The organism is Shewanella sp. CAL98-MNA-CIBAN-0140, assembly GCF_040309905.1.
Taxonomy (GTDB): Bacteria; Pseudomonadota; Gammaproteobacteria; order Enterobacterales; family Shewanellaceae; genus Shewanella; species Shewanella psychromarinicola.
Genome location: NZ_JBEOPI010000047.1, coordinates 19,552 through 30,633 on the forward strand (window position 1 = coordinate 19,552; position 11,082 = coordinate 30,633).

Annotated in this window: 7 protein-coding genes; 5 read left to right on the plus strand and 2 right to left on the minus strand. The window is 41.9% G+C overall.

From position 1 onward, the window contains the following. Positions 1-2: 2 nt before the first annotated feature. Together relA and rlmD are read right to left on the minus strand one after the other, a co-directional pair. Positions 3-2,210: a GTP diphosphokinase gene (gene relA, locus AAEY93_RS18355; protein WP_351078919.1), complete on the minus strand. Its 2,208-nt coding sequence runs from the start codon at positions 2,208-2,210 to the stop codon at positions 3-5. Between the two features lie 182 nt (positions 2,211-2,392). Then, positions 2,393-3,760 carry a 23S rRNA (uracil(1939)-C(5))-methyltransferase RlmD gene (gene rlmD, locus AAEY93_RS18360; RefSeq protein WP_124012040.1) on the minus strand — a complete coding sequence of 456 codons (1,368 nt, stop codon included), beginning with the start codon at positions 3,758-3,760 and terminating at the stop codon, positions 2,393-2,395. Positions 3,761-3,880: 120 nt separating this feature from the next. Here rlmD and barA point away from each other — a divergent pair, with 120 nt between their 5' ends. The 5 genes from barA to AAEY93_RS18385 all read left to right on the plus strand — a co-directional run bounded on the left by barA (position 3,881) and on the right by AAEY93_RS18385 (position 11,009). Next, positions 3,881-6,721 carry a two-component sensor histidine kinase BarA gene (gene barA, locus AAEY93_RS18365; RefSeq protein WP_472909135.1) on the plus strand — a complete coding sequence of 947 codons (2,841 nt, stop codon included), beginning with the start codon at positions 3,881-3,883 and terminating at the stop codon, positions 6,719-6,721. Then, on the plus strand, positions 6,711-7,307 hold the full coding sequence (locus AAEY93_RS18370) for a YjaG family protein (protein ID WP_101032466.1): 597 nt from the start codon (positions 6,711-6,713) through the stop codon (positions 7,305-7,307). The genes barA and AAEY93_RS18370 overlap by 11 nt, the downstream gene beginning before the upstream one ends. Before the next feature lie 371 nt (positions 7,308-7,678). Further along, positions 7,679-8,647 (plus strand): AEC family transporter, encoded by a 969-nt coding sequence (locus AAEY93_RS18375; RefSeq protein WP_101032467.1) that lies wholly within the window; start codon positions 7,679-7,681, stop codon positions 8,645-8,647. A gap of 128 nt (positions 8,648-8,775) precedes the next feature. Continuing rightward, a complete protein-coding gene (gene recN / locus AAEY93_RS18380) occupies positions 8,776-10,434 on the plus strand; it encodes a DNA repair protein RecN (protein WP_124012042.1) in 1,659 nt (552 codons plus the stop codon). 71 nt (positions 10,435-10,505) lie between these two features. After that, on the plus strand, positions 10,506-11,009 hold the full coding sequence (locus AAEY93_RS18385; RefSeq protein ID WP_351078925.1) for a hypothetical protein: 504 nt from the start codon (positions 10,506-10,508) through the stop codon (positions 11,007-11,009). Positions 11,010-11,082: the final 73 nt, after the last annotated feature.

Below are 11,082 nucleotides of genomic sequence, written 5' to 3' on the forward strand. Positions count from 1 at the left end.
ATTTATAATCGACGAGATTCAATAACACCATCAACTTGCGACAGTTTCGCGATAATTCGTGATAAACCATCTAAATTATACAGCTCAAGTTCAAGCTCTACGGTGGCTGTTTGGCTTTTAACATCAGAAGATGAACTCATGGCCATCACATTGGATTTTTCTGCTGCAAGCACTGTGGTTAAATCTCGCAGTAAACCACTGCGATCATTGGCAAGGACTCTTACGCGGATACGATAACCACCAGAGTAGTTTTCCCCCCAAATGACATCCACGCTACGTTCAGGATGAGCGCGCATTAACTCTTTTACTTGCTCGCAATCACTGCGGTGCACAGAGATACCCCGTCCCATAGTAATATAGCCAAAAATCTCATCGCCAGGTACCGGTTGGCAACAACGTGCAATGTGGCTCATTAAATTACCCACACCATTGACTTCAACTTGGCCTTTACTCGATCTTTTAGGTTTATTTGACGCTTTCTTTATAATATCTTCAAGTAAGTCTTCGTCAGTGTCTTCTACCTTATGAATTAAGGTGTCAGTAAAGTTAACCACTTGATTTAAGCGTAAGTCTCCCCCACCGATGGCAGCCAGCATGTCATCCATTGAATTTAAATTAAAGCGCTCAACCGCCACGACTGCGTCTTTAACTTTTAAACCTACACGGGCTAATTCAGACTCAAGCATCTCTTTACCCGCGGCAATATTTTTATCGCGGTCTTGTTGTTTAAACCAATGTTGTATTTTTGAGCGCGAACGGGATGATTTTATATAACCTAAATTAAGATTAAGCCAGTCACGTTTAGGGTTTGGGGTTTTTGAGGTGATAATTTCAATACGCTCACCGGTTTCAACTTGGTAAGTGAATGGTACAATGCGGCCATCGACTTTGGCGCCAATGCACTTATGACCCACTTGTGAGTGAATATAGTAAGCAAAATCGAGCACAGTTGAGCCTAACGGTAAGTCGACGACTTCTCCGCTAGGGGTGAATACATACACTCGGTCTTCAAAGACTTGACTGCGGACTTCGTCAACCAAATTACCACTTTCGGCCACATCTTCTTGCCACTGTAAAATTTTACGCAGCCAATTAATTTTTTCTTCGTAACCCGTTTGTTTGGTGGTACTGGCACCTTCTTTGTATTTCCAATGCGCGGCGACCCCAAGTTCAGCGTCTTGATGCATCGCTTCGGTACGAATTTGAATTTCTACTGTTTTGCCTTCAGGCCCAACAACCACAGTATGAATAGATTGATAACCATTAGGTTTTGGATTGGCGACATAATCGTCAAACTCACGCGGAATATGATGCCAAAGGTCGTGTACAACCCCTAATGCACCATAGCAATCTTGTAATCTGTCGGTAACGATACGTACAGCTCGAACGTCAAAAAGCTCATCAAACTTAAGATCTTTGCCCTTCATTTTGCGCCAAATACTGTAAATGTGCTTAGGACGACCGTACACTTTAGCGCGAATATCATCACTGTCTAAACGCTGTTGCAACTGGGTCACAAATTTGTCGATAAACACTTCACGATCAACACGCTTGCCATCAAGTTGTTTGGCGATGTCTTTATAAACCGTTGGATGTAAATAGCGAAAAGAAATGTCCTCAAGTTCCCACTTAAGCTGGCCAATCCCCAAACGGTTTGCTAATGGTGCATAGATATCGGCAATTTCACGCGCTAACAACACCCGAGTTTCTTCATCGGAATTTTTTACCGCGCGCAGTAAACACACTCGTTCGGCTAATTTGATCACTACGGCGCGAACATCTTCAACCATTGCCAATAGCATTTTTCGAATATTGTCGATTTGCGGTTCAGCATCACGTGAGTTTTTACTGACTTTTAACGCCCCAATGGCATTCATGGTCACGACGCTGGCGACTAATTTGGCAAGATTATCACCGTATTGCGCTATAATTTGCTCTTCATTGAGAACGCCAGCATCCAGGAGCAAAAACAACACTGAGGCTTGCAGCGTTTCAATGTCCATATTCAGCGGCGCAAGAATTTCAATCATTTCACGTGCACGTGCCAGCAACTCGGTGTGAGCCAGTTTATTTTTAACCGGTAAGGCCTCAACATGCTGGATCAATTCCAATAAGGTTTGCGCGTCATCTTTATCGACAAGATAACGAGCCACCCATTCATCTAGATGGAATGCTTGCGTATTAAAATGTGCTTCGCGAACAGATACCATGAACCCTTCCTTAGCCGCATGACCGACTGATATTCAACCATAGCATCCACTCAAATCGGTGCAGACATGGTGTTAAAACAACTAAACGGCCTATCTTGAAAATCTACATTGTGTTGTCAATTCAATAGTGCTCAGTTGAACAAATTTTTAGCATACCTATCGTGTATGGCTAAAACTGATGTTTATTTATCTAATTCAAATAACACCATCGCTTCAATATGGTGTGTCTGCGGGAACATATCAACTAAACCCACTTGGGCAATACGATAACCATTGGCTAATAATACACTACTGTCGCGGGCTAAACTTGCTGGATTACATGAAACATAGACCACTTTTTTAGGTTGCATTTTCTGTAACCATTGTAAACTTTCAAAGGCTCCTGCTCGAGCAGGATCAAGCAACAGCTTATCAATTTTGCCTAACCAGGTTTGTGTCGATAAATCGGCACTCAAATCAGCATGATGAAAGGTGACATTATCTAACTGGTTATCAATAGCATTTTGTTTAGCTTGTTGCACCATTTCAGGTACACCTTCAACACCTATAACCTCTGCAGCTCGTCGAGCCAAGGGTAAACTGAAATTACCCACACCACAAAACAAGTCTAGAATACGCTCACCAGCCTGAGGGGCTAACCACTCAATGGCTTGATCCACCATGGCCTGATTAATAGCACCATTAACCTGAACAAAATTGCCTGGCGTGAACGAGCAGCGAACCGATTCCTGTGCAAGATGATAATAAGGTAACGCGACTACATCATCATTGGCTTGTGACAACGGATACAATTGCGTCAATTGACCAGCATCATCTTGCAATAATAAGTTAAGTTGATGTTTTTCAGCAAAGCCCGTTAACCAACGAATATCGGATGCTGGCAAGACTTTGGTGACTCTTAATACGGCAAAATTACCGTTATCGGCTTGGGTAAGTTCAACATGCCCTAAACTAGCCTTAGCTTTGAGTTGATTTAAATTAACCGCCAATGGGGTAATTAACGCGGATAAAGACTCTGCTAATACAGGGCACTGCTGAATAGAGACAATTTTATTGCTATTTGCTGCACGAAATCCAAGTTGTAGCCGCTGAGAATTTTTATCGAATAATGTTGCCAATCTGGCACGTCGACGGTAATGCCACGCCTCTCCCACTAAAGGTTCTGCGATGATATCGGCTTCAATGGTTTTAGCACTGGACAGCTTGCTGATGAGATCAACTAAACTAGTTTGCTTATGATCGCGTTGCACATTCGTGTCCATATGCTGTAAATCACAGCCGCCGCATTGATGATAATGAGGACAATGAGGGGTGATTCGATGAGCAGATGCCACATCAATAGCAATTAACTTGGCCTTAGCATAGCTTTTCTTTTGTTCCACAAATTGTACTGTGGCCGTCTCTCCTGGCAGCACACCAGGAATAAACACAATTTTACCTTGATGTTGCGCTATGCCCGCACCTAAATGGTCAAGTTGAGTCACGCTGAGGCTGAGCTTTGCTGATAATTGCTTAGATTTGTTCGGTTTTGCTTGGAAAAATTGTGCCATTTCGGCCTCAGGTATTGAATAAAAAACTAGTCAAGAGTGCGCCATATCTGGCAGTCTAGACGCAATATCAACGATTTAGTAATAGGGACACACCTAACTACCATGAAAAGTGCCAACAATATGACCAAATATAGCCTACGCTCTTGGGTTCTGGTACTTGCGTTAGCACCCACTATCGTAGTGGGTATTCTACTTGGAAGTTATTTCACGATAAACCGCTTTTATGAATTAGAACAAACCTTAATTGAAAAAGGCAGCAATATTGTTGAACCGTTAGCCATTGCCAGTGAATTTAGTATTATTAATCAAGATCGTGAATCCACTAAACGTATACTCGCCGCATCGCAAATTAACAACGCATCATTGATCCTCTCTATTGCGGTTTTTGATGCCGAAAACCAACTCTTTGTGACCTCGCACTACCACAAAGATTTTGAATCTATGCGCTACAAACAAGCTTTGGCAAACTTACTCGGGACAGAAAATGAAACAATTGGCGATACGTTAGTCATTCGTGTGCCAATAATATCTCATACTGGCTTAGAACCAAAACCGGTTGCCAGTATGAATCGCCCGAGTGATGGCAACATCGATAACAATTCCTCAGTCAATGATACCGTAGAGCCCATTTACAACAGTCAACAAGAGCGGATATTAGGATACATTTCAGTATTACTGAATAAGGAAAACGCCCTGCTCGAGCAACATCGAGCGGCAATCGCCGCGTTTATTATCGTATTAATTGGCGTACAATTTAACCTGTTTTTTACCTTTCGCTTAGTCAAACACGTTAACTACCCCATTACAGAAATGGTTCGTGTAGTCGCCAAAATCCGTGAAGGTAAGCTTGATACTCGCCTAGAAGGCAACTTAATTGGTGAACTTGACTTGCTTAAACGAGGCATCAACGCAATGGCAGGCTCATTGTCAGAATATCACGATGAAATGCAGCAAAACATTGATCAAGCCACCTCAGATTTACGTGAAACCCTTGAACAGATTGAAATTCAAAACGTTGAGCTCGACATTGCCAAAAAACGGGCCCTTGAAGCGAGCCGTATAAAATCTGAATTTTTAGCTAACATGTCCCATGAGTTACGAACACCACTTAATGGCGTCATTGGATTTGCAAAGCAGCTACTCAAAACACCATTGCATACCAGCCAGCTCGACTACATTAAAACCATTGAACGCAGTGCCAGTAACTTACTCGGCATTATCAACGACATTCTCGATTTCTCGAAACTAGAAGCCGGTAAAATGGTATTAGAGAAAATGCCATTCGCACTACGTGAAACACTCACAGAAACCTTGACGATTATAGCTGGTAGCGCCCAAGAGAAAGGCCTAGAACTGGTTATCGACATCGACGCGAATGTACCAGAGAGCGTCAGTGGTGACGCGATGAGAGTCAGTCAAATTATTACCAACTTAGTCGGTAACGCTATCAAATTTACCGACAAGGGCAGCGTAATACTCAAGATACACTTGGTAGGTCAAGACGAAGATAACATCACCTTACGCTGCGAAATTATCGATACCGGTATTGGTGTTAATGAAAGCCAACAAGAGTATCTATTCCAAGCATTTGGCCAGGCCGACTCATCTATCTCACGCCGCTTTGGCGGCACAGGACTAGGCTTGGTGATCACCAAACGCTTAATTAACCAAATGGGTGGCCAAATAGGCTTTACCTCTGCGCCAAATAAAGGCTCAAATTTCTGGTTTATTCTGCCGCTTGGGATTAGTCAATTCGAAATTGGTGAAGTACTTACCGTTGATGTATTGCAACATAAATCAGTATTGTTGTATGAGCCTCGGGAATTAACCCGCGATACATTAAATCGCCGCTTAGTGTCATGGCAATTAATTATCACTAATGTTGCAAATCTAGAAAACCTCACATCAGTATTACAAAGTAAAACCAGCAAGTTTGATTACATCATCATGAGCTGTCATGGTTTTGCGGACAATACGGTCTTTATCCATTTCTTGCAACAAGCCAGGCAGCATACCGACTGCCTTATTTTATTGCATGACTGTTTAAATCAAGACATGATCATCAATGTGCTCAAAGCCAATGCAGATGTATTACTCAACACTCCAGTCAGCGATTTTACCCTAGCACATCATTTAATCTATCCTCCGGTGCCTTCAACTTCAGTGCGTCTCCCTGAACTGATTAGCCCAGACCCATCGCCACGCCTGAAAGCATCGGTATTAGCCGTTGACGATAATATGGCCAATCTAAAGTTAATTGATACTTTACTCAAAGAATTAGTTGAGAATGTGGTCACAGTCAATAATGGCGACGATGCGATAAAGCAAACTAAGGCACAAGCGTTTGACTTAATCTTTATGGATATTCAAATGCCTGGAACTGACGGCATTAGCGCAACCCAGCAAATACGCTCAGAATCACTCAATCGTAATACGCCCATCATTGCAGTAACGGCACACGCTATCGCCGAAGAGCGTAACAATATTTTAGCCAGTGGTATGGATGGTTTTTTACCCAAACCCATTGATGAACTATCACTAAAAGGGGTGATTAGCCGCTGGATAACTAAACCACAATTGACCCATTTTGATTCCCATGTACTAAATTGGGATTTGTGTTTAACCCAAGCGAACCAAAAAACAGATTTAGCCTTAGATATGTTAAAGATGTTGGTTCATTCATTACCCGAAACAACAGCCGCTATCGATACAGCATTCATAGCCAGAGACGCACAGACATTACTCCAAGCCGTACATAAGCTGCATGGTGCAACATGTTATTGCGGCGTACCGACAACACAAAAGCTGTGTAGGGATATTGAGTCAGGATTAAAGCATAAAATTGACATCGATGACTTAGAACCTGAAATACTAGAGTTACTTGATGAGTTAACTAAGGTAGAATCGGCAGCAAATCAAGTAATAAACCAGCTATCAGTGGATGTACCCCATGACCAGTAAAACCGGTTTTTTTAAACGCCTAAAGGCATTATCGTTACCTCAAAAGCAGCTTTTTGCCCTCGCACTGTGCCAACGAATGCTGCCCAACTACCAACTGTTTTCTGAAGTCTGTGAGTTTGGCCAACCACAGGTCCTAAGCACGGCATTAGAGTTATTATGGCAAAGCCAATATGACAAAAAGCTTAAATTCAATATTGATGTGCATTTGCAACGTCTGGATGAAAACACCCCTGATCCAAGCCAATTTGAAGCCTATGGTGCTTATCCCGCCATGGATGCTGCAGTGGCCATTGCCACTTTAATGGGTGCAATAGACGGAAAAATTGAAGAAGATATTACTAATATCAGTAAGTTATCATCAAGTACTGTGGCTAACTACATTGAGGCTATTAGTGAGGAATCATTAATGGATGAAGCGCTGGATGAATTTGTGTTTTCACACCCAGTAATGGAAGAAGAAAAACAATTACAAGGTATGTTACTCGACATTATCGAAGCCAATCCTGAGATCAACATCGAGTTGGTTAAAGGTTTACGTAAAGATATTATCGAAACGGGTGTGTCTAATATCGGCATTAGTCTATAGCAATACTATCAATAGATTTTACTTAGCCTGGAAACTATTCCAGGCTTTTTATTGAGCGTCATAGCCAAAATTTTTTATCACAGTGTCAGCGGCAGCAACCCACATAGAGAAACCGATAACTGGACGTGAATGACCGGTCATTAAGCTCGGCGGGGATTATTATTAGTACGATTATCGCATCGAAGAAAACAAGTAACTTTTTTAGTGATTTTTTACGCTAAATGAACAATATTTACCCAATCAAAAGTATTAAAGGCCTGTTTTAGCTTAAAATCAAAAATAAACGCTCGTTTAACTTTAGCCTAATTGCATCCTGCTATCAAAAAGCAGTACAGTGATCTTATTATCACTTTGCTAAGGAATTGCGAGGAATGTCCAGTATTCTTACCCCGCTAATCGCTGTATTTATAATTATGCTTCTCGGCAGTATCATTCAGAAATTGAGACTTTTACCACCAGACACCGATCTGATCCTCAATCAATTTGTCTATTACATAGCCTTCCCAGCGATTTTACTCATTGTTTTAGCTGAAACTCACATTGAAGACATTATTCAGTGGGGCTTTGTTGGTGGCTTTAGCTTGGCGATGATCATTACTTATGCGCTGGTCATTGGCGTATCACTATGGTGCAAGCCTAAGCAGCAAGCGGTTGCCGCAATGCGGGCGTTAAACGCCACGTTTGGCAATACTGCATTTATTGGTATTCCATTGCTGAGCCTATTGTTCCCGGGTCACAAAATGGCATTAGTGGCCGCAGCGATTGCCAGCTTGCTGTCGGTGTTCATGTTCGCGTTTGCTTTAGTCTCTATTGAACTGGCCAGCCGTAATAAACAATCAACCGACCATGCCATCATCATCATGGCTAATGCACTGTATAAAAACCCGATAGTGGTCGGCAGTCTTATTGGCATAGGCCTATCGGCATTTCATATCACCTTACCCGCTAGCCTGGCGTTAGTGCTGCACCAAGTGGGAAACACCTCCAGTCCTTGTGCACTGTTTGCCATCGGAATGGTACTTGCCAAAGCGTTACGGCATCAGTCAATCACGAACATGTTCAGTCTTAGCTTGATTGCAGAACTGAGTTTAATCAACTTACTCAAGATAATTATTCAGCCCCTTATTGCCTTTGGATTACTCAAACTCTTCGGCGTAGAACACGAGTTACTGACTATGGGAGTCCTGTTAGCAGCCTTACCAACTGCAGCAAGTGTGTATTTATTGGCAGACCGATACCAAATTAATGCCAATGGCAGTGCCCAAGGGATTTTATATGGCACATTAGTCACTTTTATTAGTTTGCCTATAATAGAAACACTTTTAAAATCATATGCTTGATAATTGACCGAGTTAAGGCGATAAAATAATCAGTGATATTTTTATGCCAACCACTTTACTGTATATAAAAACAGTATATACTGTTTATCAATACAGTGGTTTAGTCGCTTCATTGAAAGGGATTCATTATGCTTTGCCAACTCAGCATCAATAATTTTGCTATCGTGCGTTTTTTAGAACTCGACTTTAAAGCCGGTATGACAAGCATCACCGGAGAAACCGGTGCAGGTAAATCGATTGCTATCGATGCCCTTGGGTTATGTCTTGGTAATCGCAGTGATGCCAATACCATCAGACCCGGCGCAACGAAAACTGAAGTGAGCGCGCGGTTTACGCTCCACGATGTCCCTTTAGCTAAACGCTGGCTTGAAGATAACGATCTCGATGCTGAAGATGGATGTATTTTACGTCGAACCATTAATAATGATGGCCGATCTAGAGCCTATATTAATAGTAATCCGGTCCCGGTTTCGCAATTAAAAGCCGTTGGTCAACTCCTGATAGGCATTCATGGCCAACATGCTCACCATGCCATGCTTAAAAATGATCATCAGTTAGCCTTACTCGACAGCTACGCTAACCACAAGTTGTTACTTGATGCCGTCAGTGCCAGCTATCAGCGCTGCAAGCAAGTGGAAAACGAGCTAAAGCATCTTGAGCAAGCTCAGCACGAACGCATTTCGCGTCAACAGCTGCTGCAATATCAAGTAGAAGAGCTTAATGAGTTCAACTTAGGCTTGGAAGAATTTGATGAAATAGAACAAGAACACAAACGCTTAGCCAATGGCACAGATTTAATTGAACGTTGCCAAGCTGGTTTACATTTATTGACCGAAAGTGATGAAGGCAATATAGAATCGCTGCTTAATAAAGTGGCCAGTATTGCTGATACGCTTCAAGGCTATGATGAATCCCTTGCTCCTATCGGCACTATGATCAGCGATGCGTTAATTCAAGTACAAGAAAGCGCTAGCGAAATTGAAAGTTATTTAAGCAGTTTAGAGCTTGATCCAGAACATTTTGCCTATTTAGAAAAACGCCTTTCAACGGCAATGCAATTGGCGCGTAAGCATCATGTGAGTGCTGATAAGTTGGCGCTACATCATCAAGCATTGATGAGTGAATTGGCCGAACTTGCTGACGACGAAACTAAATTAGATGGTATAAGACAGCAACTTGAAGCCACCAGAAATGCCTATTTAACCAATGCACAAAAACTAAGTCAAAGCCGTAGCCGTTATGCTAAAGAACTCGATAAATTGGTCACTCAGTCAATCCATGAATTGAATATGCCTAAGGGCAAGTTCTATATTCAGGTTAACTATGAAGCAACTAATATCAGCTTAAATGGTTGCGACCAAATTGAGTTTATGGTTACCACTAATCCCGGCCAACCTTTGCAACCTATTTCAAAAGTAGCCTCAGGCGGCGAACTATCACGCATTGGCTTAGGCATTCAGGTGATTACCGCCAGAAAAGTCGCCACTCCGACGCTTATTTTTGATGAAGTGGATGTGGGCATTTCGGGTCCTACCGCTTCGGTTGTTGGCCGTATGTTACGCAGCCTTGGCGAGTCGACTCAAGTTTTGTGCGTGACTCATTTGCCACAAGTGGCGGGTAACGGTCATCAGCATATGTTTGTCAACAAATTCAATAAAGCAGGTAGTACAGAAACCACCATGCAGGCCTTGGATAAAGATCAACGGGTGAATGAACTTGCGCGCTTATTAGGTGGTGATGTCATTACCGAAAATACCTTGGCTAATGCCCGTGAGTTGTTGCAATAATCGTTATGCACTTATAAAAAGCAAATCAATATGTTAATGTAAAGTTAACATGGATTTACGGATAAATCATAATGCTGAAAGTAATAAAGGGCTTGGGTGTTTTTGTCGGGCTAATATGTAGCTTACTGGTCTTTATTGTTGTCTGTTTAGTGGCCATTAATGCAACAGACAGAACAAAGTCACCTAACACGCTATTAGTTGAAAACTGGCTAAAGCAACAGCCTATCGATCCAAGCGAAAATGGTTTTGTATATTTACAAACTTTTATCGGCATTTTTCAGGATGTAACGGCTAAAGAAGTGGCCACTACATTAAGTTTCAATGATGAAGAAGATCAACTACTACGCGATTACAAAAAATCGTGTTATCAAACTGATGTGGCAACCTGTAATGAATTTCTTGAAAAGAATAACGAAAGTATTTTACAAGCAATTCATGCACACAAAACCGATGCAACCCATTATAGCAAGCTGATTGAAATGCCTTATTGGCAAGAAGATATTCAGTATTTAACACCTGAAAATCTTTTTAAATGGGCGCCACTACTTAAATTACGAACAATCAGTGAACTGTAAGCGCTCAATTAACCGCACATACCAATAACCTTCAAATGTGACATGATTATTTCCTAACTAAATCTAGGAAAAC